The following is a 22,614-nucleotide window of genomic DNA, read 5'->3' as shown; positions in this document are numbered from 1 at the left end:
AGCTGCGTTTAGCAGCTAACTTGGCTTGTTATCAGTGATTTATTTTGCGATACCTGCACATGTAAATTTTAATCCTGTGATTGAATATTGCTTCACAAAATCTACAAATTCATCTGTGCAATAATAATTGTTATTAAACAGACTATCCCGAAATATGATATATGAACCGATATTTCCTTTATTGAAAATACCATTATTATCTCTCATCATCTTCAAAATTTCTTCATTGCTCTTGGACTCTATATTTAAGGCATCGACTGTATTCAATACATTTATAAAATAATAGTTTGAAGTATTACCGTCTACATTGACAGGTAAAACTTCTATTTGTCCTTTCAGCTTTTCAGCGAGCAATAAAGATGTTCTTTTATTTACTATCAGACAACCAGAAAAATAACAAGAAGCATCAAAGTCCTCACTTCGTTTGTCTTTCTTTTTTCTTTTATCTTTAAACAATTCTAAGCTAAGCCCTTTCCACTCATTAACAAGTGATTGACCATTATAATCCCAAACATCTTTATTTGATTTATCTTCTTCCTTGAATACAAAGAACTTGTAATTATCAAAGTCTTGTCCAATTTCATATATATTCATAATGTTACACTATTTAATTACTGATAATGTTTGGTGGCTAACCGACCTTTTTAGGGGAGGCTAAGCCGCTTGTTATATGCCATTTCCAAATTATTAAAGATATTAAAACCTATATATGATTCTTTGTTGGGGTATCTCAACCTATAATAGCAATTCCAATAACTAATCATTTGATTTTTAGTTCGATCAAAGAATTTTTCATTTTCTCCGATAAAACGAAGGTAGCTATCCATATTACACTCCAAATGCTTCTTCACATCGTATAAAATATTATCTACATATTCTCCTAATAGCTTAAAGCAAAATGGTATAGTCCAATATTCTGTGCAGGAGATTAGGTTTTGTAGATGGCGTTGCCTTACAAAACCATTATTATGTCTTGTGAAAATACAGTCAAGAATATTTCTTTGTACTGCTGTCATATTGGACGGTGTCTGTTCTCTCATATATACCCGTTCTGGAATTGCTATATTCAAACCTCCAAGATTGACGATATAGTATCGGCTGCTTATATCATCATTTTTCATCACAAGCATATCCAATACTCTCCGTACATCTTTTGCGAGATCCGGAGGAAATGAATTTAATATTTTATCCTTTTCATACATGGCATATAATGTTCGGCGGATAAACCACCTTAAAAGTTTCATCTGTTTGTTATCGACCTATTTTATTTTTAGTTTTTGACTATATGCAAGTATTACGAAACGATTATCTAATCCACAATCAATTACTTCATTCTTTTCTAATTGAGAATAGGCTTTTACAAATCTATTTCGACATTTACTTGAATGTATGTAATGATTGAAGTAGTTCTCGGCTTGTTCCTTTTCACCATATCTCAACATATATGGCAGGGCAAGGAGAGAGTCTTTCGTGTATTGATTGAAACAACAGCCATGTTGCATAATGAAGTCAATAGCCATTTGTCTATTCTCAAATAAATCAAATATCGGACAAGCATATTTTTCAAGTAAATCAATTATTGTTTTTACTGATGGAGCATAGCTTAGTCCGGCAAGATCCCAAGATTGATATTGATTTATTGGCGATAGGTATCCAATATGATTATGATATACTAAGCCATCATCATTGACATTGAGATTCTCTTCTTGCACCCACTTTTTCAAGTTTTTACAGGTAATCGTAATCAGTGGATATATAGCCACACTACAAGATGAATTATATACACTTGAACGAAACCATATTTCAAAAGTCAAATTTTTGTCTTTTGAAATCTTTTTCAAACATTGTCCATTTTTAGACGGCTTAAATCCCATTGCGATAAAAGGAATAGCTATCTCATTGCAGGCTTTAATAAATATATCTCTTGGTTTCATTTCTTGTTCTTTTCAGGTCGATAATGTTTGGTGGCTAACCGACCTTTTTCAGGGGAGGTTAAGCCGCTTGTTAGTCGCACAATTTGTTCTTTTTTCAACTCAACTATTAGCTGCTCATATTTTTATCATCTTTACCATAAAAGGTTATGGCAGATAGACGACCTAATCTATACCATTATAATTATCCTTCGGCTTTAAACCATTCAAGATATTTAATGCCGTTGTAATCTACTAATTCCTCAATATGTTTTTTGGGAACATCAGAATCATCGTAACTTTTTTTCTTTATATAGATGTTCTGATTTTTCTTTTTATCTTTAAATCCATTAGGAATATAGCAGACTATACAATTCGATGCTGATACATGTTCTTCCTTGACGTAGAGTTCAATTACCCAATCAGGCACAAATTGATTGTTTATCATCCTTTTTACCATTTCAAATGGATTCTCAAGATGATCCAAAATTTCCACTTTCAAAAATTCTGGGTAATAGAACTTAATTCCTATGTCCTTGCAGAACTGACAGCGATGGTCGGGATTTGGGCGTTTCTTTGTACGACCTTCTTCGTAATCTCGTATTTCTTTCATGTATTCATCTTGATTGAAATACTCCATAAATTCTTCCCTACTTTTATCGGTTGTGCCAATCCAAATCATATATTCTAATCCAGCATTAGACCCTTGCATTCCTTCAGGCGACAGTTCAAACTCAAACGTACCAAGATAAGTCATGGTTGTGGTATTCTCTGCCTTCTTAGGAGATATACCCTCACGACAATTATAGCAGATAACAGCATTTGCCATTGTAATATTTTTATCAGCTATCGACAGACTTATCTTTTGGGTATCAGCAGGAATAAGGTTAAGTAATCCTGCCAAGCCGTCAGATGTGAATTTCATAATAAGAAAATCCTCATCATAGCTCATTACACCAAGCTCCTTACAGAACTGGCAACGAAGTTCCTTATTGTCTTCATCATAATCTTTCCACCATTGACGGAAAGCCGATTGATCCATATATTTCTCAAAGTCAGCTTCGGAATCGAATTGACCGACCCATATCATTATCTTACTCATTTTCTTTTTTTTATTTTTCAAGCGACTAATGTCCGGCAGATAATCGACCGTTAGGGAGATTCATCCGCTTGTTATCGTCATAAATTGTACTTCATTAATAATGATTTAAATTCTTCATTTAACCTCTTTCCTCCAAATTGAGCAGCAACTTTTTGAATACTGTCTTTTTGCATTACAAATTCCAATTCAGTAGGCTTTAATTGAGAACAACACCAATCAAATACACGCAAATTGGGAATATCGGCAATGTTTTTTATATCAACTAAATTTTTACATTCCCAAATAAATAACCAATATAAACTATGTAAGTTCGATAAATTGGGGAATTTGCTAAACGGTTTTATGTTACAAATGATTAGTTCTTCTAAAGGAGAAAGATTGGCTATATAATCAAATGTTTGCTCTTCTTTTGTGGCAATACCATTAATACATAATCTCTTTAGATGTGTCAATTTGTTTAATGCTGTATAGTCATTGAATTTACACGAATACATCCTGATATCTTGCAATTCGGGCATATCCAAAATAAAATCCATTGAGTTGCCTTTAATATGCCACAACGATAACATGGTTGCATTTTTATACTTGTTCAATTTGATTTGAGGACAAGTAAGATATGCAACGTGAACACCATTCTGCTCAATTCTTTTTATTCCTTTCTCCATGTTCGTTTTTATTTTAATGACGATAATGTTCGGCGGATAATCGACCATTTAGGGAGATTCTTCCGCTTGTTATGTGCCTTACTTACTATTCCTCATATTTCTCAGCATTTTCAAGCCCTCGTATAAAATCCTCAAAATTTTCTGCTAATGTAGTTATTTTGAAATCTGATTCTTGATCGATATGCACAACTTTTGGTTCTCCGAATGGACCACATTCTCGATAATCCAAGAAAATCATATCATGCCCAGCACTCGGACAGTCACAAATAGCCACACCTATTTCCGGATATCCCCATTCATCAATCATAAACTGACTGCCAATTTCTCCACATAGTGAATAGTCCTTTTCCCTACCTATACCGTAAATGCCAGTTATAGCAATATGGTCTTCAGCCCAATTTGTGGGTGAATCAGTAGGGAAGCATGTATTGAAAGGGATGCCTCCATTATGCTGCTTCATCAGCCATATATAGGAAGCTGGCAACTTGTATCCTAATTCTTTCTCTACATCAGCTATCAATTCATCAGTTGGGGCATCACTGATATACTCCTTGCGGGCATAGTAATTATCATCCCAAAAGTTTGTAAAATCAAAACCTTCAAATTCTTGTTTCATATTCTCATTTTCTTTTTTTGTGGCACATAACGTTATACTATCAGCCGATTTGGCTGTTATTTTCTTTAAGTATCAGACCTCGTCTTCCTCCATCAACAGATCGTCCAACGGGCTTTTGATATTGCTTTTGAAAGTGTCGGCTATGTGGACATACCTTTCCGTTGTCTTGATGTTGTTATGTCCCATAAGCTCTTTCACTATCTTGATGTCGGTTCCTTGCTCCAACAGGTGGGGGGCGAACGAATGGCGCAGCAGGTGCGGATAAATCCGTTTCGTGATTCCCGCTTCCCGGGCCGCTGCCTTCAGCCGTTTCGACACGATACTCTCGGTGAAAGGTTCGCCCGGTCTGTGTTCAAAGAGCCACACTTTCGGTTTGTATAGTCTGTTATATTCCGTCAGCTTTTTCATCAACGGTTTTGATAGCAGGGTGTAGCGGTCTTTTTTTCCTTTACCCTGCCGCACCCGTATCAGGGAGCGGGATTCGTTGATGTCGCCGGGTTTCAGTTCCAGCAGTTCGCTGATGCGCAATCCTGCGGAATAGAGTATGGAGAACATGCAGAAGAAGCGCAGGTCTGTCACCGTCGCGTCGAGTATCTTCTTTATTTCCTCCTTGCTCAACACGTCGGGCAGCGTCTTCTCCCGTTTGGCACGGTTCACCTTGTAACACCGCCGTTCCTGACCGAGAACTTTCTCGTAATAGAACTTGATGGCGTTGATACGCTGGTTTTGCTGGCAGGAGGATATGTTTTTCTCGTGGATGAGATACAGCAGGTAGTCGTTTATCTCGCCGGGGGTAACCGTTTCAATCTTACGCCCCTCGAAATGCTGTTGGAAATCGCGGAAATAGGAGGTATATACCCTTACGGTATGGTCACTGTAACGCACTTGCTGAAGTTTTTCCAGATAGCCTTCCGGCAGTGGCGGCCGTTTGTCTTCCTCTTTACGGGGGGCGGTTTCCTTGATGGCAGAATAGTCTATAAACGCCATTTTCACATAGCGGTCGAAGAACTCGGCAAGCACGAAATCTTCTGCCGGCAGATAAGCCCTGCCGCCGACAAGCAGTACGTTTTCTTCCTTCGACAGCGACAAGCGGATGTCATTGTCATTACCGAAAGTCACTTCGACAAATTCTCTCCCGTTTCTTATCACCGGAGAAAGTTTGATCTTGGTTTTTGGGGTATATATTTCCATGCCTCACGTTTTGTCGGATATTGAAACCCGTTTTCGCAAATTTATAAAAAAACACGGGTTATCCATGCGCTTTATTGACATTTAACAATAGATCCCGACTACCTGACAATAAGGTGAGGAGCCACGAAAATACCCTCTGCCAAATCCGTCCTTCCCGGCACTCCGTTTCTCCGATTTCCTCTGCCCTGCGCCACAAGCGGCCACTTCTGTGCCCGATGCTTCCATTGCCTTTCCAACTCTTTTACGTTCAGCCGGTTCCCCTTACTTTCGTTCCCGCATCGCTATTGGTGCTAACTAAAAACACTCGTAATTATGGACGAAAACGTAAAGAACGACGCTAAACAAGTCATGCTCGTTCAGAATGCCGACGACGGACGACTGCAAGCCGTTACCGGCGTGGATCGGGACGGCAATATCCAGACCGCCGACCCCACGGATCAGAACGTGGCGAGCCTGCTGAACGTGAACACGCAGGATTCAGCCCTCGAAGCCTTCTTCAAAAAGTTCATGGAACAGGCCCAGAACCCCGTCCACACGGGTATCTTCGTCATGACGGAGAATGCCCTGAACAAACTTATCCGCATCGACTTCGACCCGGAGATTCTGGAAAATTACCGTATCGACCCCTCCGAACGGCTCCAGACGCAGGAGCAGCGGCAGTTCGAGCCGCTGGACGTCACGAAGATAGACCTGGCGGATATGGAGAAGAAAGGTATCCGCATGGAGGACATCGAGCCGCACCTGAAAGCCATGTCTTACGGACATAAATCCAACGGGCTGGTGGAGATGAACCCCGAACTGGAGAACGGGATGCGTGTTTCCACCAAAGGGCGCGTGTCGCTCGAAGAGCAGGCGGACGGCTCGCTGCGCGTCGTGCCGCATTACTGGCAGGAACGGCCCGACCTCGACGCCCCCTTCCACGGGGTGCTGCTCGACGAGGAGGCGAAAACGAACCTGATGAACACCCGCCACGCCGGGAAAGTGATCGACCTGGAGCTGGAGCCGGGCAAGCTCACGCCCTGCTACGTGTCGATAGACAAATGGACGAACACGCTGGAACCCATGCCCGTTTCGCTACTCGAAAAACGTGCCCGCATCAAGGAGGCCGACCTCTCGGAAGGCAAGCAGATGGATTTCTACGGCGGCGGCAAGGTGTTGCTCGAAGGATATACCACCCGCGCGGGTTATAAGCGGGATGCCTATATCCAAATCGACGCGGCCGAACGTAACTATTCCTTTACCTACGACGGTTTGGATCGCAACCGCTACGCCCAGGAGAACAAGGAGATTTACCGTCAGAAGGCCGCCGAGAAAAACGGACGGCAGGAAACTACGGCCTCCGAACGACAGCCCACGCTCACGATTCACCGGACAATCCTCAAAGCCTCCGTGCCCAAAGAGGCTTATGACCAGTGGACGGAAGCGGTGAATGATCCCTCCAAGCGGGCGGATGTCAAGGCTTTCTACATCAAGGGCATGGTCAAGGACGGGCAGGGTGAGCCGTTCAACGCCTGGGTCAAGCCCAACTTCGAGCGTAACAAGATGGACTTCTTCCGCTGGAATCCCGACCGTGCGAAACGGCAGGGAGCGGAGGTCAAACCCGCCGTTGAAAGCCGTACCCAGGTCGCCGTCAATTCCGAGGGCAAGACCGTCGAAGCGGTCAAAGGTGTGAAAGAGCCGCTCAAGCAGGGACAGCAGGAAGCCACCCCGACGCAGAAGAAAAATTACCGCAGCAGCAAAAAGAGCAACTCCAAAGGTGTCAAGGTATAACGTATGAAATGGTTCTACATGCAGGCCGGAGCCATGCCGCTCCTGATCGCGGCGCTGGCCGCCTTGTACCTCCGGCCGGGTAAACGCAGCCCCCCGGAGGAGGCGGACGACGGACGGCAGTATTACGACGGGAACGGCAACCATGTCTATTACGACCGCCGGCTGATCGCCCGTCCGGAAAAAGAGAAAGAAGAAGAACTACAAGAAAACAACCACTGAAAAATCCGAATCATCATGCAAGTAATTATCGCAGAAAAGCCCTCGGTGGCGCGTGAGATCGCCGCCATCGTGGGAGCCACGAACCGTAAAGACGGTTTTATCGAGGGAAACGGCTACGCCGTAACCTGGGCCTTCGGCCACCTGGTCGGGCTGGCAATGCCCCAACAGTACGGCATCGCGGGTTTCCGCCGGGAAAACCTGCCTATCCTGCCATCATCGTTCATCCTCCTGCCCCGGCAGGTTCGGGAGGGTAAAGAGTATAAGGCCGACCCGGGTGTCGTGAAGCAGCTCGGTATTCTCCGGGAATTGTTCGGCATGGCCGAGCGCATCATCGTCGCGACCGACGCGGGGCGTGAAGGTGAGCTGATCTTCCGCTACATCTACTCTTACCTGGAATGCCGCACCCCTTTCGTGCGGTTATGGATCAGCAGCCTGACCGACCGGGCCATCCGCGAGGGGTTACAACACCTCCGCCCCGGCAACGAATACGACAACCTTTACCTCTCGGCCAAAGCCCGCAGCGAAGCCGACTGGATCGTCGGTATCAACGCCTCGCAAGCGCTTGCCGTGGCTGCCGGGCGGGGCGTCTGGTCGCTCGGACGGGTGCAGACCCCCACGCTGGCGATCATCTGCTCCCGTTACCTGGAGAACAAGGCGTTCAAGCCCGCCACCTATTTCCGGCTGAAGCTCTCCACGGCAAAGGAGGGCACGGAGTTCACCGTCCTCTCCACGGAGAAATTCGACGGCAGGGAGAAGGCGGAAGCAGCCCGCGCCGAAGTTATCGGCGTCCGAACGGTACGCGTCGTGAACGTGGAGCGCAAGGAGGCCAGGGAACAGCCGCCTCTCTTGTACGACCTGACGACACTCCAAAAAGAGGCCAACAGCCGGTATGGTTTTTCGGCAGAAAAAACGCTCGACATCGCCCAGTCGCTTTACGAGAAGAAGTTCATCACTTATCCCCGTACCGGCTCACGCTATATATCGGAAGATGTGGCCGAGGAGATTCCGGCACTCATCGGGAACATGACACGCTATCCCCGTTTCGCGGAATACGCGGGCAGGATGGATACCGCATCTCTCTCCCGCCGAAGCGTGGACAACGAAAAGATCGCCGACCACCACGCGCTGCTTCCCACCGAGAACCTCCCCTCCGAACTGGATGCCGACCACCGCATCGTCTATGAGATGGTCGCGGGGCGGATGCTCGAAACCTTTTCCGGGGCCTGCGTGAAAGAAAACACTTTCCTTACCCTGCAAAGCGCGGGACATGATTTCACGGCCCGCGGCAGTATCATGGTCGAGACGGGCTGGCGGGCCGTCCTGAATGAACCTGTCGAAGAGAAAGAGGAGGACATGACCCTCCTTCCCGACATCGTGCAAGGCGACGAGCTGCCCGTCAAAGGATGCGGCACGGAACAGAAACAGACCCGGCCGCGCCCCCTTCACACGGAATCGAGCCTGCTGGCGGCGATGGAAACCGCCGGACGCGAACTGTCCGACGAGGCCGAACGCGAGGCGATGAAAGATGCCGGCATCGGCACGCCCGCCACCCGTGCCGCCATCATCGAAACGCTCTTTGCCCGCGAGTATGTCAGGCGAGAGAAAAAGTCGCTTGTACCCACGGACAAGGGACTGGCCGTGTATGCCGTGGTCAGGGACAAGAAGATTGCCGATGTCGCCATGACGGGCGGCTGGGAACTGGCCCTCTCGAAGATCGCCACCGGGGAGATGGACGCCCCGACGTTCCATCGCGGTATCGAGGTCTTCACCTCGCAAATCGCCAAAGAACTGCTGGAAGCAAGAATCGACGGCGCGGAGAGTGACACAGCCTGCCCGCGTTGCGGCAGGCCCGTGGTGTTCTATCCCAAACTCGCCAAGTGTCAGAATCCCGATTGCGGCCTGACCGTATGGAGAACCGTGGGCCGCAAGGAGCTGACCGACAAGCAGCTCGCGGAACTGCTGACCAAAGGCAAAACCGGCACGATCCGGGGATTCGTCAAAAACGGCGGCGGAACGTTCGACGCGGCCCTCACGCTCGATGACCAGTTCAAGACCTCGTTCGTTTTCGAACCGCGCGATACTCCCAGGCAGGGAAAGAGGAACAAACGGAAATAATCGTTACCTTTGCCACTGGAAAAGACCTGTCATAACGAGATACGCTTGTTTGATAAGGATTTTTTCAGTGGTCGGCGCTTCGGGTGGGAACCCGGGGCGCCTTTCTCTTCCCCGATTATCAACGACCACTAAAAATTCTTATCATGCCAGACAAGCAACACCATACCCCCACGGGGGAATTGTCCTATTACGGACTTTCGTTACTATCCTACCTCAAGGACAGCCACCCGGAACTCATCGCCGAAAGTGAGTTCATCGCCGAGCGGGCCGACAGCGCCGCCCAAGCGTACAGCGAGGCGATCCGTTCGGGCTGCAACCACATCGAGGCCGAAGAAATTGCCCGCGAGGAACTCTGCCGCGGACTGCACTTTTCACCCTACAACACGCTGGTAAACATCCTCTGGAGGGAATTCGAGGCGGAGATTCCCGAGGATACCGCCCGGCAGGCGGCTCTACGCCTGCTGCCCCTCTGCCGCGGGGTGCTGGAGAAGTACGACCTCACGGACGACTTCGCCGACACGCCCGACTACGAACTGTTCTATACCGAACTGACGGGAACCGTCCAAATACTTCTCGAAGATGGCATTCAATAAGAAAACCCACCTCCGCCAGAATATCGACGCGCTGAAGACGGCCTTCACGCTCGACAGGGAACGGCGGGCGCCGACTCCCGAAGAAGAAAGGACACTCGGCGCATACAGCGGCTTCGGCGCCATCAAGGAAGTGCTGGAAAACCCCACCGGGAAACCGGACAAGGACGGCATGGCAACGCTCGTGGCCGAGTTGCACGAGGTCATCAGGGCGAACACCCCCGACGAACGGGAATACAAGCGCTACATGGACGGGATCAAGAACTCCGTCCTGACGGCTTTTTACACGCCCCCGAAAGTGGCAGACGCCATCGTGGAGGCGATATGGGACACGCGGATCGTCCCCAAACGTATTCTTGACCCCAGTGCGGGAACGGGGGTTTTCGTCAGTGCCGTGGATTTCCACGCCCCCTATGCGGAGATCACCTGCTTCGAGAAAGACCCCGCCACGGGGTTGATCCTGAAGCACCTGCACCCCGAAAAACGGGTGCGGGTACAGGGATTCGAGCGCATCGAACCCAAATACGCCGGTTACTACGACGTGGCCGTGAGCAACATCCCTTTCGGGGACGTGGCGCTCTTCGACCCGTTCTTCTCCACCCATACCGACCCCGTGCGGCGGCAAGGCACACGGGCGCTGCACAACTATTTTTTCATGAAGTCCGTCGATATGGTACGCGAGGGCGGCCTGGTGGCATTCATCACCTCGCAGGGAGTATTGAACGCCGAGCAGGGACGCCCCGTGCGCGAGTGGCTGATGAACCGCTGCGAGCCCGTATCGGCCATCCGGCTGCCGAACAACCTCTTTACAGAACACGCGGGGACGGAGGTCGGCAGCGACCTGGTTATCCTGCAAAAGAAAGCCGCCACGGGGGAACTGTCCGAACGGCAGCGGGATTTCATCGAATCCCGCAAGCTGTCGAACGGCATCCGGATAAACAACCTTTTCCAGTCGTTCGACAGGGTGATCCATACCGAGGCCAAAGTAGGCAAAGACCCCTACGGCAAACCGGCGATGGAGTTCACCCACGCGGAGGGCGTGGACGGCATCGACCGGGAGATGCGGCGTATGCTCTCGGAGGATTTCAACCGGCATTTCAACGAGAGTTATTGCCTGGAACATGCTCCGGAACAGACACCCGGTACACCGGAGCGGGAATTGTCCCGTCCCCGTCAGGCGGAACGCCAGCGTGCCGAAAGACACGAGCCCCGCCTTGCCGGAGAAATCGTCAAGGAGATTATCGCCGATGCCCGTAACCTTCAGCAGCAGCGGGAAGAGGAGGAAAAACGCCGCGTCGTCGCCGAAATGGCGGCACAGGGCTACCATGTCGATACCGAAACCGGGGAGATTACCCGAATCGAAAACAAACCCGGACAAGCGTTACCGGATTCTGCCGCCACATCCGCCGGAGAACCGACCGGGGAGGATCTGGCCGACTTCGGGGCCTGGTCGAAGGAGCGGGAGAATCGCTTGTGGGAGCAACACCCGCCGAAACCCGAAGATTTCGGCATGACGGATACTCCCGTGCAGCACGTGGGCGGAATAACGGAACCGAAACCGCGGGAGGGCTTCGCCGGGTCGCTTTTCGACACGGTGGAAACGGCGGCTCCCGCACCTGCCACCCAAGCTGCCGAACCGGTAAACGTGCAGCAGGAACCGTTGCTGACGCTCTACGATCTGTTCGGCTTCAGCGCCGAGGAGCGGCGGCAGGCAGAACTCGGTATATCCAAGAAAAGGAACAGCCGCCGGGGAGCAAAGCGGAAGACGCCCCGACAACCCTCATTATTCGCCCCGGCCTCCTCTCCGGAGGAACAGAAGAGCGAAATGCCGAAAACGACGCCACCGGAGCGTGATCCCGAAGACTTGTATGCCTCCCTGAACTGGGAGGACAACCCGCCGATCAACGGCTTTTACGAGATGATGATGTCGCTTACCCCGGAACGGAGGGCGGAACTACGCCGACAAAGCGCCCGGCAGCAGGAAACCCCGGAACAGCGGGAACGGCAGGCGGTACGCCCCCCGACGGAAGCCCCGAAAGACAGACGAAAACAAGCCGCCGGTACGCCGAGAACGGGCAGCTTGTTCGACACGCCGGAAAATCCGGAGGAGGAAGAACCCGGTAAAGAAACGCCGCAGATACGGGAGGCGGATATGAAACCCCGCCCGTTCGAGGGGGAGGTCGCCCCCTATTTCCGCGAGGGGACACTCGTCACGGACGGACAAAACCGGGTCGGCTACCTGCGGGAGACTGAATCCCTGCAACCCATGTTCCACCCGCTGGAACTCACGCCTGCACAACGGACGAAAGCCTCCATGTATATCGAGATACGCGATGCCTATTACCACCTTTATAACAACGAGGCGGAAACGCTGACGGCGAACCCCGCCCTGCGGGAGATGCTCAACCGGCTTTACGACAATTTCACCGAACGCTTCGGACGGCTCAATGACAAACGCAACCTCGACCTGATCAAGATGGACGCGCGGGGGACGGAGATTCTGTCGCTGGAGCGTTACATCGACGGCAAGGCACGCAAAGCCGACATCTTCGAGCGTCCCGTGGCCTTCAATCCCGATGAGATCACGCACGCCGACGACGCTTCGGAGGCCCTTGTGGCCAGCCTGAACAAGTACGGCCGGGTGGAACCGCACTACATGGCCTCGCTCACGGGAACTACCGTGGAGGGAATACTCGGGGAACTGAAAGGACGCATCTATTACAACCCGGAAACGGACGGCTACGAGGTTGCCGACAAGTTCATCGCCGGCAATGTCATCGGGAAAGCCGACCGGATCGAGGCGTTCCTGCGGGAGAATCCCGACCACGCCCCGGCCCGGGAATCGCTGGAGGCTCTGCGCGAGGCGACGCCCAAACCCATCGCTTTCGACGACCTGGACTTCAACCTGGGCGAACGGTGGATTCCAAAAGGTGTTTACGAGCGTTTCGCCTCCTCGCTCTTCGATACGGAGGTGAAGATCACCTTCGCCTCCAACCTGGACGAGTACGGCGTGAAGGCGGAAGCGACGAACGTGAAGATCACGGAGCAGTATGCCGTCAGCGCGCAGACCCGTAAGTACAACGGCCTGCACCTTTTGAAACACGCCCTGCAAAACACTTCGCCCGACATCACCAAGACCGTCCTCAAATGGGTGGACGGCGAACGGCGGGAGGTCAAGGTGCGTGACGGGGAGGCCATACAGCTCGCCAACAGCAAGATAGACGAGATCCGGGGTGCTTTCCCCGAATGGCTGCGCGAGCAGTCGTCCGACTTCAAAGACCGCCTGACAGACCTCTATAACCGTACTTTCAACTGTTACGTGCGCCCGAAGTACGACGGGACGCACCAGGAATTCCCCGACCTCGACCTCAAGGGGCTGGGAATCGACAAACTGTATGACAGCCAGAAGGACGCGATATGGATGGACAAACTGCTCGGCGGCGGGATAATCGACCACGAGGTGGGCGGCGGAAAGACCCTTATCATGTGCTGCGGGGCCTACGAGAAGAAACGCCTCGGGCTGGCCAACAAACCCATGATTATCGGGCTGAAAGCCAACATCCATGAAATAGCCCGGACGTTCTGCACCGCTTACCCGATGGCCAAAGTCCTCTACCCGGGCAAGGAGGATTTCACGCCCCGGAAGCGTGAGCGCATCTTCCGGGAGATACGCAACAACGACTGGGACGCCGTGATCCTCTCGCACGAACAGTTCGGCATGATACCCCAGTCCCCGGAGATACAGCAGGAGATATTGCAGGCCGAGCTGGACTGTGTGGAGGAGAACCTCGAAGTGCTCAAAGCACAAGGCAGGGACGTTTCCCGCGCCATGATGAAAGGGTGTCAGAAACGCAAGGCCAACCTGGAAGCCAAGTTGCAGAAGGTGGCGCACGCGCTGGAAACACGCAAGGACGACGCCGTGGACTTCCGCCTCATGGGTATCGACCACCTCTACGTGGACGAGAGCCACAAATTCAAGAACCTGACTTTCACGACCCGGCATGACCGGGTGGCGGGCCTCGGAAATCCCGAGGGGTCGCAGCGGGCGCTCAACATGCTTTTCGCGCTGCGTACCATACAGCAGCGCACGGGCCGCGACCTGGGGGCGACGTTCCTCTCGGGAACGACCATCTCCAACTCGCTCACGGAACTGTACCTGCTTTTCAAGTACCTGCGCCCGAAGGAACTGGAGCGTCAGAATATCCGCACCTTCGATGCCTGGGCGGCCATATTTGCCAAGAAAACCATCGACTACGAGTTTTCCGTGACCAACGAGGTCGTGCAGAAAGAACGGTTCCGATATTTCATCAAGGTTCCCGAACTGGCCATGTTCTACTCCGAGATTACAGATTACCGCTCGGCGGAGGATATAGGGATCGACCGACCGCAAAAGAACGAGATATTGCACAATATCCCGCCGACACCCCAGCAGACGGAGTTCATAGAACGGCTGGTGCAGTTCGCCAAATCGGGCGATGCCACGCTCCTGGGCCGCCTGCCGCTCTCGGAGCGGGAGGAAAAGGCGAAAATGCTCATTGCCACAGACTACGCCCGCAAGATGTCGCTCGATATGCGTATGATAGACCCCGAACTATACAGCGACCACGTGGACAACAAGGCGAGCCACTGCGCCCGTATGATTGCCGGTTACTACCGCCGTTTCGAGGCGTACAAAGGTACGCAGTTCGTATTCTCCGACCTGGGAACCTACAAACCCGGAGCGGGGTGGAACGTCTATTCCGAGATACGGCGTAAACTCGCGGAGGATTACGGCATACCCCAAAGCGAGGTGCGGTTCATCCAGGAGGCGACCTCGGAAAAAGCGCGCAAGGAGATGATCGCCGGTATGAACGCCGGGAAAATCCGCGTACTCTTCGGATCGACCGAGATGCTCGGGACGGGAGTGAACGCGCAGAAACGCTGCGTGGCGATACACCACCTGGACTGCCCCTGGCGTCCCAGCGACCTGGAGCAGCGCGACGGGCGGGGAATACGCACCGGGAACGAGATCGCCAAACTCCATGCCGACAACAAGGTGGACGTGATATTATACGCCGTCGAGAAGTCGCTCGACGCCTACAAGTTCGGGCTGTTGCACAACAAGCAACTGTTCATCCGCCAGCTCAAGACCAACAACATGGGAAGCCGTACCATCGACGAGGGGGCCATCGACGAGAAGAGCGGCATGAATTTTTCCGAGTATGTCGCCGTCCTCTCGGGAAATACAGACCTGCTGGACAAGGCCCGCCTGGAGAAGAAGATCGCCACGCTCGAAAGCGAACGCCAGGCATTCGTGCGCGGCAAATCATCGAGCCGCTACAAGCTGGAGCAGATCACGGAGAAGATAGAGAAGAACAACGACCTGATACGGCGTATCGGCAAGGATCTGGAACACTTCAAGGCCCGCGTCGAGTTCAACGAGGACGGCTCGTACCGCAATCCCGTGAAACTGAACGGGCTGGAAACCTCCGACCCCAAGCTCATCGGGAAACAGCTCAACCGTATCGCCGAAACGGCACGCACGCTCGACAGGCTCGAACCCATCGGGAGCCTCTACGGGTTCGAACTGCTCGTCCAGAGCGAAACGACCGGGAAAGACGGGCTCGACCTGGTGCAGAACCGTTTTTATGTCCGGGGTGAAGGGGATTATCTATACCAGTATAACTACGGGAATATCGCCTCCGACCCGCGACTGGCGGCGATGAACTTCATCCACGCGCTCGCGACCATCGAGCCGACACTGGAAAAATTCCGGAAAAAGAACGAGGAACTGGAGAAAGATATTCCCGTCCTGCGGGAAGTGGTGGAAAGTTCCTGGCGCAAGGAGCCCGAACTGACGGCCCTGAAAGCTGACCTGACGGAAATAGACCGCAGGATACAGCAAAGCCTCAAATCGATAGAAGAGAGCGAGGGAAAGGAGGCGGAGGAGGATAACGACGTGTGCCGGGAACGGCATGACACGGCGGAAGAGCTCCCGAAGGAAAACAACACGGCGGCCCGTATTCCTTCCCGGCTGCGGCAGATTGCCGACGCCTCCGGGGGGCGCATCGTGATCGCGGGCGTGGGCAGCCCGCCGGAGAACGGCCCCGCGAAGAAAGGGATCAAGATGTAAGCGAAAAGCCGACGGAAGTACATATTTCCATCGGCTTTTTTCATATGCCCGTGAGCGTTGTCGTCACACTTCCTGCAAGAGTGTTTGCAGCTCCTCCTGCGTGGGAAGATAGGTCATGTACTGGGCGGCGAAGACCTGCTTTTCATCTTCGGGCAGCGTATAACGGACGACCGCGTCGTTTTTCTCCGCGCAGAGGACGATACCCACCGGAGGGTTATCCCCGGGATTCATCAACTCACGGGTGTAGTAATTGACATACATCTGCATCTGCCCCAAATCCTGATGGGTCAGCTCCCCGGATTTAAGGTCTATTAAAACGAAACAGCGGGCCAGGTAATTGTAAAAGACCAGGTCGATGTAGAAATGCTTGTCGTCGAAGGAGATACGCTTCTGTCGCGCGACGAAGGCGAAGCCTTTCCCGAGTTCGAGCATCAAGCGCTGCAAGCGGCTGATGAGCAGTTGCTCCAGATCGGTTTCCAGAAAATGCTCTCCCTGGGGGATACCGAGAAACTCCAGGATATACGGGTCGCGGATGATCTCTTTGGGTTCGACACGCCCGGGTTCGGTACGGGAAATCTCCTCTTTCACGGCTTTCTTGTCTCGGCTGGCCAGCAAGCGGTCATAGAAAAGCGTGTTGATTTGGCGGTCGAGCTGCCGGACACTCCAGTTTTCCTTGACGCACTCGTGCAGGTAAAAATCACGGGCGGCATCGCCCGACACCTTGAGAAGCGTGCGGCAATGCGACCAACTCAATTTATCACACAGCGTGTGATATTTCGGGTAGCACTGGTAAAACTGCCTCATGTACCGCAGGTTGGTGGCCGTGAACCCGTTTCCGAACTCCGCCACGAGCCGCCTGGAAAGGGTGTTGATGACAGCCTTGCCATATCCGGCACGGCCGGTTCCCTGCTGCTCGTACTCCACTATATATTTCCCTACCTGCCAGTAAGCCCTCACGAGGGTCGAATTGACATGATGTATCACCTTCGCGCGCGCTTCCTGCAAGATATGGCGCACGTTATGCAGCAGCTCTTCCTCCCCTTTGTCGGCAGGATATATTTTATCTGTTTCTTTCATTGTTCATTATTATATAGGCTTCCAAGTGCAAACATACTGATTTTACGGCAAATATCGAACGGTTGTACCGCCTTGTCGTGCCTTATTCCATGTATCTCCGCGTTTTTCCATGACGCCGGACTCTCGGGACAGGGCCTAACCGGAACCGGCAGGACGATCCTTTTTCAGCTTGCGGAAATTACTGAAGTTACGCTCGATGAACCGCAGGACGTCCGATTCCCGGTAGAAGGTCTTGTGATAGATCATCTCGTAAGGCAGCTCTCCCGAGGTGCGGTAACGCTGGAGTGTGCGCTTGCTGATATTGAGCATACGGCACAGGTCGTAATTGTCCAGAAGACGCTCCCCGTCAGGCAGGATGGAAAGCGGTTGCTCCACGTCCCCCGCGCACAGCTTCTCAATACGTTCCAGCCGTTCCGAGAGCCGCTGCATCCATCCGTCGAAATATTCCTTATCCAGAAACATGGCCTACTCCTTTGGTCGGTTTTTGCGCCGCACGGAACGCTCCTTCAGCACACGGCGGATTTCCGTGAGGGAATAATACAGCTTCCGGTTGATGGCCGAATAGGTGATCACGTGATCCGAGCGGAGGCGTTGAAGGGTACGCCCGCTGATGCCCAGGTAACGGCAGACCTGCTCGCCGTCCATCCATTCGTCGTTTATATACTCCTTATTCCATGCACGCCCCTTTTCAGGGAGAGAGGCGATTGCAGCCTCTATTTTCTCTATACGCCCGACAAGCTCGTTATAGGCTCGCGAACCGATCACTATGATTTTCATACTCCTTTGTTTTTTAGTCTGTTACAAAGGTCGGGCTTATATGGACAGCTTAAAACGAGGTCGGTACGACTTTTTTTGATAATTTGCAGTGAACTGATTCTCAACGGTTCATGCGGTGAAGAAGGCAGTGTTTTTTGCCGAAATCCGCTGCCCGTACTCGGTATTTTTATTGGCAGAAATGCGATAGCATACTGTGATTCAACGCTTAACGGTGTTCTAATCCGGACGGGGCTACAACGGAACACCCGTATCGGCTCCTTATACGGGTGCAAATACGGGCGTTCGGGAAAGTTCCTTTCGAGAGTTACGGGGGAAAACCGACCTCGGTTCTTTTGTTATATACAACGCTGATTATCAGTGCTTCTATAAGAAATAGAGTGCTTTACCGGTTCATGTTCTACTCGGAATTGCCGTTTTTCTTGTTTCGCTTCCACGTCTGCATACGTTTAAGCAGGGCCTCTTTCGCCTTGTCAAGCCACGGTGTCGGGTTGTTTCGGATTTTCATATCGCAGAATGTCCTCGAAAGGTTCATGTCGAGGTGTACGTTGAAAGCGTTGGAAATGTAGCTGGCAAGTTGCGTGAGTGGCACATTGCCGAAACAGCCTTTACTGTCGAGCAGGTAAATAAGTTCCGTCAGATCCGTCTTCGAGTCCTGCCATGTCGGACGCACGTCAGGCAATGGCAGAACCATGTTCCGGAGGTTCGTGCTCTCCAGTGATTCCAATTCGCCCATAAGATAAACCGACAACATATCGTTGGCCAGGATTTTCGCCACCTTGAAATCCGCGTTTGTCGAAAACTGCGGGTCGAGTTCATAGTAGAAGGTTTCCAGGTATTGCTCCGTGTCGGTCTGCCCGCGCAGGAAATAGAGGCTGTCCAGGTGTGTAGCGCCGCTGCGGAAATAGCGGATAAAGTCGAGGCGTTTCTGCGTGTACGCGTTGATGGCCCGAACATGGGCGTCCAGGTACTCCCGTTGTGCCTCGATACTTCCTACCGGACGGTTCATCTCGATATTGTAGAGCTTGCGGTAATAGATCAGACGGCAAAAAAGACGAGGTTTGATTTCTTTGAAGAACTTTATTTCCTCGTCATCGTTTTGAAAACGGTAGCCGATGATATATTGTTTCAAACGGTCGAACGCTTCTCCCAGGACACGTGACGCTTCAAGCGACTTTTTCAACACGTCGGTATCCCGCGATTCGATACGTTCGATACTCCGCAGGACTTCGCTGTTTAATTTTTCTATAAATGCAATCATAATCCGTCTTGTTACTTTCGCGTATAAAGTTAGCGAATCGAAAAACCGGCGGATTACGATTTTTATCTTTCTCTTCGTTTTTTTATCACGGAGCCGATTTTAATGTCAGATCCGACCTTCCTGGCGGATGGAAGTGGGATTGCTCCCCATATTCCGCTTGCAAAAGTCCGTAAAGTGGGATTGGGCGGAGAAACCGCACATGTAGGCTATTTCCTGCAACGTGTAGTGTGTCGTCCGCAACAACTCCCCGATACGTTCGATACGGCGCTGACGTAACCACGAGGAGGCCGAGCAGCCGAAAACCCGCTGGAAACGCCGGCGGAAGGTAATCGTGCTGGAATACCCGCAAACCCCGGCGAGTTCCGTGACGTTATCCGAGGCAAGATAATTCGATTTGACACGGGAGATGAACTCGTAATCGTCCCCCAGGTGCAACAGCTCCTCGAACTCCCCGACATCGGCGGGAGTGAGATGTTCATAAGAGGCGTCGAGCATTTTCAGCATGACAGCAGCGTTACATTCAACGGGCATACCCAATGTCTTACGGGCTTCACGCAGGTAATTCTTGAACCGCAGCCGCAGCGTGTCGTGATGCGGGTAGGAACACTCGGACAGAATGGTGCAAACCGTCCGCAGTTCATCGACACAACAGTAGCCGAAATACCACGTTACAAGACGCTCGACGTAATGGACGGCATGAAATTCCTCCGAAAGCATCAGAAGAAGCAGGAACGGGGTGAAATCCTGGTATTCCCTCGTTATGGGACGGGGTGCTTCGTCAAGCAAGGAGGCGATGTCCCGCATCAGCAGAGAATCTCCCGAGTACGCTTTTATTTGTTCGGAACTGCGGGCATAATCCCGGTAACGCGATATGACCGCCGACAAAGCATTGAACTTCACGGCGTGAACGCCTTCTATAAAGGAAGGGCGAAGACTGTTGTAAATGGATAAGTCGGTTTGCATAAGTCATTTCTATAAAACGGAGCCGCATCCCCTTGTTGCCAAAACTCCGCAAGTCGTTACTTATGAACCGCTTGGAACACGGTACGAATCCTAATTACAAATATATCGCATCTGATAATCCGGAACAAATATCAGCAGGTAAAAATGAAAATAAACCTCGTTATTTTTGATTATTACCTGCAATAATATTATATTTGCAAACAAATAAGAGTTGTTTGACAGCATGAGAAATATAGTGTATCAAAGCACTTTACCAATTTCTTATCCGTTGCCCATTCTCATGCGAGTTTCTTTTAATCTATTTGTAGTCAATTAAATACCTTCAGACTACATCAAATATAGAAAAGAAAAATTGTAAACTCATACTTCCTTTTTGTAAATATTACTTTTATACCATTACTTTATATTATCTGACATAAAATTTAGGGATAGGTTTGTAAAATTGGCATCTTTTTGTTTTGGAAAATACCTGTGAAACATTCTTATAACTTAAAAATCCGTTTCATCAGTTTCCATTTCTCTTGCGAGGTTGCTCCCGGTGCAGCCTTCTGGAACTTCGCCATGTGTGCCTCCCATTCCGCCTGTCGGGGCAGGGTAGCCAGGCGTGCGTAGTCCCGTTCCATGTCGAATTCATCCGTCGTATCCATAATCATGAACAGGCGGTTTCCGTCGATATAAATCTGCATGTCCGTGATACCTACTTCGCGGATACCCGCTTTCACTTCCTCCCACACGTGCGCATGTTCTGCCACGTATGCCTCAATCAGCTCCTTATCGTCATAGAGCTCCAGTGTCTGGCAATATCTTTTCATAATGAATAATGAAAAATGAAAAATTAATAACGGTAGACACCCTCTCGTTTTTACTTTTTAATTATTAACTGTAACTAATCCCTTCTGAAAATATCCCGTGTGTACACCTTATCCTTCACGTCGTCCAAACACGTGTCGTAACGGTTGGCAATAATGGCATTAGCTTGCTGTTTGAATACTTCCAGATTATTTACCACTCTTGAACCGAAGAACGTCGTGCCGTCTTCCAGTGTCGGTTCGTAGATGATAACTGTAGCCCCTTTTGCTTTGATACGCTTCATTACCCCCTGAATCGAACTTTGGCGGAAATTGTCGCTGTTCGATTTCATGGTCAGGCGATATACTCCCACAATTACTTCATGTTCTTTTGTGACATTCCATTGTGAGTTCGCAGAGTAATACCCCGCCTTGTTCAGCACCTGTTCTGCAATAAAATCTTTACGTGTACGGTTACTTTCCACAATCGCCTGAATCAGATTTTCCGGCACATCCTCATAGTTGGCCAGCAACTGCTTCGTATCCTTCGGCAGACAGTACCCTCCGTATCCGAATGACGGATTGTTATAGTGCGTACCGATGCGCGGGTCCAGACAGATACCCTGAATAATCGCCTGCGTATCCAGTCCCTTCACTTCCGCATACGTATCCAGCTCATTGAAGTAGCTTACGCGCAGTGCCAGATAAGTATTGGCAAATAGCTTCACCGCTTCCGCTTCCTTCAGTCCCATAAACAGCGTGTCCACATCCGGCTTCAGTGCCCCTTCCTGCAGTAGCGCTGCAAACTCCTGCGCCTTCTCCTTCAAGTTTACACCTGCAATGGTTTTGATAGCCTTGTTCTCTTCATCTAATCCTTTAATCAGTTTCGGATAGCCCACGATGATGCGGCTAGGGTAGAGGTTGTCATACAGTGCCTTGCTCTCGCGCAGAAACTCCGGCGAGAACAGCAGGTTGAACTTTTTACCTGCCAGAGCAGGAACGCTGCGGAACTTTTCGGCATACTTCACGTACAGGCTGCGGCAATATCCCACCGGGATGGTACTCTTGATTACCATCACTGCATCCGGATTCACTTCCAGCACCAGGTCGATAACTTCCTCCACGTGCGAAGTATCAAAGTAATTCTTCACCGGATCATAGTTCGTAGGAGCCGCGATGACCACAAAATCCGCGTTTTTATAAGCCGAGGCCCCGTCCAGCGTAGCTATCAGGTTGAGTTCCTTCTCTGTCAGATACTTCTCGATGTATTCATCCTGGATTGGGCTGATACGTTTGTTGATTTTCTCCACCTTTTCAGGAATTACATCCACAGCCGTTACCCGATGATGCTGTGCCAGCAAAGTTGCTATTGATAAACCCACGTAACCCGTTCCGGCTACGGCGATATTTAATTGTTTCATAATGTCAGTTATTAAATGGCTTTATATATTTATTTTTAAT

The 22,614-nt window shown here is 50.7% G+C and carries 19 protein-coding genes; 5 read left to right on the top strand and 14 right to left on the bottom strand.

Annotated elements, in window-relative coordinates:
• Nucleotides 1-39 precede the first annotated feature (39 nt).
• The 7 genes from BACPLE_RS03420 to BACPLE_RS03390 all read right to left on the bottom strand — a co-directional run bounded on the left by BACPLE_RS03420 (nt 40) and on the right by BACPLE_RS03390 (nt 5,484).
• Nucleotides 40-594, bottom strand: a complete 555-nt coding sequence (locus BACPLE_RS03420) for an imm11 family protein (protein WP_007480245.1) — start codon at nt 592-594, stop codon at nt 40-42.
• A 50-nt stretch (nt 595-644) separates the two neighbouring features.
• Nucleotides 645-1,244, bottom strand: a complete 600-nt coding sequence (locus tag BACPLE_RS03415; protein WP_007558973.1) for a hypothetical protein — start codon at nt 1,242-1,244, stop codon at nt 645-647.
• Between the two features lie 15 nt (nt 1,245-1,259).
• Entirely contained in the window at nt 1,260-1,934 is a 675-nt protein-coding gene (locus BACPLE_RS03410; RefSeq protein WP_007558971.1) for a hypothetical protein, read from the bottom strand.
• 181 nt (nt 1,935-2,115) lie between these two features.
• The gene (locus BACPLE_RS03405) at nt 2,116-3,012 is read right to left on the bottom strand and encodes an immunity 22 family protein (protein WP_007558970.1); all 897 of its coding nucleotides are present in this window, start codon (nt 3,010-3,012) and stop codon (nt 2,116-2,118) included.
• A gap of 77 nt (nt 3,013-3,089) precedes the next feature.
• Nucleotides 3,090-3,677 carry a leucine-rich repeat domain-containing protein gene (locus tag BACPLE_RS03400; protein WP_044192934.1) on the bottom strand — a complete coding sequence of 196 codons (588 nt, stop codon included), beginning with the start codon at nt 3,675-3,677 and terminating at the stop codon, nt 3,090-3,092.
• 85 nt (nt 3,678-3,762) lie between these two features.
• Nucleotides 3,763-4,293 (bottom strand): SMI1/KNR4 family protein, encoded by a 531-nt coding sequence (locus BACPLE_RS03395; protein WP_004295476.1) that lies wholly within the window; start codon nt 4,291-4,293, stop codon nt 3,763-3,765.
• A gap of 72 nt (nt 4,294-4,365) precedes the next feature.
• Nucleotides 4,366-5,484, bottom strand: coding sequence for a tyrosine-type recombinase/integrase (locus tag BACPLE_RS03390; RefSeq protein ID WP_007558964.1), 1,119 nt, complete (start codon nt 5,482-5,484; stop codon nt 4,366-4,368).
• A 312-nt stretch (nt 5,485-5,796) separates the two neighbouring features.
• Between BACPLE_RS03390 and BACPLE_RS03385 the strand changes: the two genes are divergently transcribed.
• The 5 genes from BACPLE_RS03385 to BACPLE_RS03365 all read left to right on the top strand — a co-directional run bounded on the left by BACPLE_RS03385 (nt 5,797) and on the right by BACPLE_RS03365 (nt 16,290).
• Nucleotides 5,797-7,254 (top strand): DUF3945 domain-containing protein, encoded by a 1,458-nt coding sequence (locus tag BACPLE_RS03385; protein WP_007558960.1) that lies wholly within the window; start codon nt 5,797-5,799, stop codon nt 7,252-7,254.
• A gap of 3 nt (nt 7,255-7,257) precedes the next feature.
• Nucleotides 7,258-7,473, top strand: coding sequence for a hypothetical protein (locus tag BACPLE_RS03380; RefSeq protein WP_004319199.1), 216 nt, complete (start codon nt 7,258-7,260; stop codon nt 7,471-7,473).
• 15 nt (nt 7,474-7,488) lie between these two features.
• Complete coding sequence (locus BACPLE_RS03375; protein WP_004319201.1) at nt 7,489-9,588, top strand: type IA DNA topoisomerase; 2,100 nt, start codon at nt 7,489-7,491, stop codon at nt 9,586-9,588.
• A 143-nt stretch (nt 9,589-9,731) separates the two neighbouring features.
• Entirely contained in the window at nt 9,732-10,181 is a 450-nt protein-coding gene (locus BACPLE_RS03370) for a DUF1896 family protein (RefSeq protein ID WP_004295482.1), read from the top strand.
• Nucleotides 10,168-16,290, top strand: coding sequence for a helicase-related protein (locus tag BACPLE_RS03365; RefSeq protein ID WP_007558953.1), 6,123 nt, complete (start codon nt 10,168-10,170; stop codon nt 16,288-16,290). The genes BACPLE_RS03370 and BACPLE_RS03365 overlap by 14 nt, the downstream gene beginning before the upstream one ends.
• A gap of 63 nt (nt 16,291-16,353) precedes the next feature.
• Here the strand turns inward: BACPLE_RS03365 and BACPLE_RS03360 are convergent, their stop codons facing one another.
• The 7 genes from BACPLE_RS03360 to BACPLE_RS03330 all read right to left on the bottom strand — a co-directional run bounded on the left by BACPLE_RS03360 (nt 16,354) and on the right by BACPLE_RS03330 (nt 22,574).
• Nucleotides 16,354-17,367 (bottom strand): PDDEXK nuclease domain-containing protein, encoded by a 1,014-nt coding sequence (locus BACPLE_RS03360; RefSeq protein WP_004319206.1) that lies wholly within the window; start codon nt 17,365-17,367, stop codon nt 16,354-16,356.
• Nucleotides 17,368-17,502: 135 nt separating this feature from the next.
• The gene (locus BACPLE_RS03355) at nt 17,503-17,829 is read right to left on the bottom strand and encodes a helix-turn-helix domain-containing protein (protein ID WP_004295487.1); all 327 of its coding nucleotides are present in this window, start codon (nt 17,827-17,829) and stop codon (nt 17,503-17,505) included.
• Between the two features lie 3 nt (nt 17,830-17,832).
• The gene (locus BACPLE_RS03350) at nt 17,833-18,132 is read right to left on the bottom strand and encodes a helix-turn-helix domain-containing protein (RefSeq protein WP_008620094.1); all 300 of its coding nucleotides are present in this window, start codon (nt 18,130-18,132) and stop codon (nt 17,833-17,835) included.
• 409 nt (nt 18,133-18,541) lie between these two features.
• Nucleotides 18,542-19,402 carry an RteC domain-containing protein gene (locus BACPLE_RS03345; RefSeq protein WP_004295489.1) on the bottom strand — a complete coding sequence of 287 codons (861 nt, stop codon included), beginning with the start codon at nt 19,400-19,402 and terminating at the stop codon, nt 18,542-18,544.
• Nucleotides 19,403-19,507: 105 nt separating this feature from the next.
• A complete protein-coding gene (locus BACPLE_RS19840) occupies nt 19,508-20,365 on the bottom strand; it encodes a helix-turn-helix transcriptional regulator (protein ID WP_007558946.1) in 858 nt (285 codons plus the stop codon).
• A gap of 482 nt (nt 20,366-20,847) precedes the next feature.
• Nucleotides 20,848-21,177: an L-rhamnose mutarotase gene (locus tag BACPLE_RS03335; RefSeq protein ID WP_007558945.1), complete on the bottom strand. Its 330-nt coding sequence runs from the start codon at nt 21,175-21,177 to the stop codon at nt 20,848-20,850.
• Nucleotides 21,178-21,251: 74 nt separating this feature from the next.
• Nucleotides 21,252-22,574 (bottom strand): UDP binding domain-containing protein, encoded by a 1,323-nt coding sequence (locus BACPLE_RS03330; protein WP_007558944.1) that lies wholly within the window; start codon nt 22,572-22,574, stop codon nt 21,252-21,254.
• Nucleotides 22,575-22,614 lie beyond the last annotated feature (40 nt).

It is taken from the genome of Phocaeicola plebeius DSM 17135 (genome assembly GCF_000187895.1).
Taxonomy (GTDB): Bacteria; Bacteroidota; Bacteroidia; order Bacteroidales; family Bacteroidaceae; genus Phocaeicola; species Phocaeicola plebeius.
The sequence above is the reverse complement of the archived record's forward strand: the minus strand, read 5'-3'. Positions and strand labels throughout refer to the sequence as shown.

Excerpts from the sequence above, each read along its gene's own strand:
- BACPLE_RS03370 (WP_004295482.1), top strand. The coding sequence starts at position 9,732 with ATGCCAGACAAGCAACACCATACCCCCACGGGGGAATTGTCCTATTAC.
- BACPLE_RS03345 (WP_004295489.1), bottom strand. The coding sequence starts at position 19,402 with ATGATTGCATTTATAGAAAAATTAAACAGCGAAGTCCTGCGGAGTATC.
- BACPLE_RS03330 (WP_007558944.1), bottom strand. The coding sequence starts at position 22,574 with ATGAAACAATTAAATATCGCCGTAGCCGGAACGGGTTACGTGGGTTTA.
- BACPLE_RS03385 (WP_007558960.1), top strand. The coding sequence starts at position 5,797 with ATGGACGAAAACGTAAAGAACGACGCTAAACAAGTCATGCTCGTTCAG.
- BACPLE_RS03355 (WP_004295487.1), bottom strand. The coding sequence starts at position 17,829 with ATGTTTCTGGATAAGGAATATTTCGACGGATGGATGCAGCGGCTCTCG.
- BACPLE_RS19840 (WP_007558946.1), bottom strand. The coding sequence starts at position 20,365 with ATGCAAACCGACTTATCCATTTACAACAGTCTTCGCCCTTCCTTTATA.
- BACPLE_RS03405 (WP_007558970.1), bottom strand. The coding sequence starts at position 3,012 with ATGAGTAAGATAATGATATGGGTCGGTCAATTCGATTCCGAAGCTGAC.
- BACPLE_RS03375 (WP_004319201.1), top strand. The coding sequence starts at position 7,489 with ATGCAAGTAATTATCGCAGAAAAGCCCTCGGTGGCGCGTGAGATCGCC.
- BACPLE_RS03400 (WP_044192934.1), bottom strand. The coding sequence starts at position 3,677 with ATGGAGAAAGGAATAAAAAGAATTGAGCAGAATGGTGTTCACGTTGCA.
- BACPLE_RS03360 (WP_004319206.1), bottom strand. The coding sequence starts at position 17,367 with ATGAAAGAAACAGATAAAATATATCCTGCCGACAAAGGGGAGGAAGAG.
- BACPLE_RS03335 (WP_007558945.1), bottom strand. The coding sequence starts at position 21,177 with ATGAAAAGATATTGCCAGACACTGGAGCTCTATGACGATAAGGAGCTG.
- BACPLE_RS03415 (WP_007558973.1), bottom strand. The coding sequence starts at position 1,244 with ATGAAACTTTTAAGGTGGTTTATCCGCCGAACATTATATGCCATGTAT.
- BACPLE_RS03410 (WP_007558971.1), bottom strand. The coding sequence starts at position 1,934 with ATGAAACCAAGAGATATATTTATTAAAGCCTGCAATGAGATAGCTATT.
- BACPLE_RS03365 (WP_007558953.1), top strand. The coding sequence starts at position 10,168 with ATGGCATTCAATAAGAAAACCCACCTCCGCCAGAATATCGACGCGCTG.
- BACPLE_RS03380 (WP_004319199.1), top strand. The coding sequence starts at position 7,258 with ATGAAATGGTTCTACATGCAGGCCGGAGCCATGCCGCTCCTGATCGCG.
- BACPLE_RS03420 (WP_007480245.1), bottom strand. The coding sequence starts at position 594 with ATGAATATATATGAAATTGGACAAGACTTTGATAATTACAAGTTCTTT.
- BACPLE_RS03395 (WP_004295476.1), bottom strand. The coding sequence starts at position 4,293 with ATGAAACAAGAATTTGAAGGTTTTGATTTTACAAACTTTTGGGATGAT.
- BACPLE_RS03390 (WP_007558964.1), bottom strand. The coding sequence starts at position 5,484 with ATGGAAATATATACCCCAAAAACCAAGATCAAACTTTCTCCGGTGATA.